1 protein-coding gene is annotated in these 396 nt (G+C 71.2%); it reads right to left on the bottom strand.

What is annotated here, in order from left to right; all coding sequences use genetic code 11:
• Positions 1-396 (bottom strand): hypothetical protein (locus J1M64_RS19280; protein ID WP_206475246.1); only part of this gene is annotated, 396 nt, incomplete at both ends.

Here is a 396-nt window from a genome sequence, read left to right as displayed (position 1 = left end):
GCCTGAGCGTTCAGGGCGATGGTCAGGCCGCCGACCAGGACGATCACCGGCAGCAGCCAGGCGCCCCACTTGTTGATCCACTGGCCGGTCGTCTCCAGGGCGTCGCCCGCCCAGCCGACGCCGTCGATCAGGCCGTTGATGCCCGGCATGACGACCGCGTTGACGACCCGGCCGAACGTGTCGGTGAAGCGCCGCTTCAGCACCTCGATGCGGGTGGCGGTGTTGCCCCGGATCGTCTTGCCCAGCTTCGCGGCCGACCCGGCCGCCTTGTCCATCCCGGACGATGCCGCAGCGGAGGCGGGGTCCATGGCGAACAGGGCGTCGCCCATCACGGTGCCCGGGTCACCGAACAGCGCGGTGGCGGCGGTCAGCTTGGTGGTCTGGTCCTCGGTGCCG

It is taken from the genome of Dietzia sp. KRD202 (genome assembly GCF_017168155.1).
GTDB classification, from domain to species: Bacteria; Actinomycetota; Actinomycetes; order Mycobacteriales; family Mycobacteriaceae; genus Dietzia; species Dietzia kunjamensis.
This window is presented reverse-complemented; position numbering and strand designations above follow the sequence as displayed.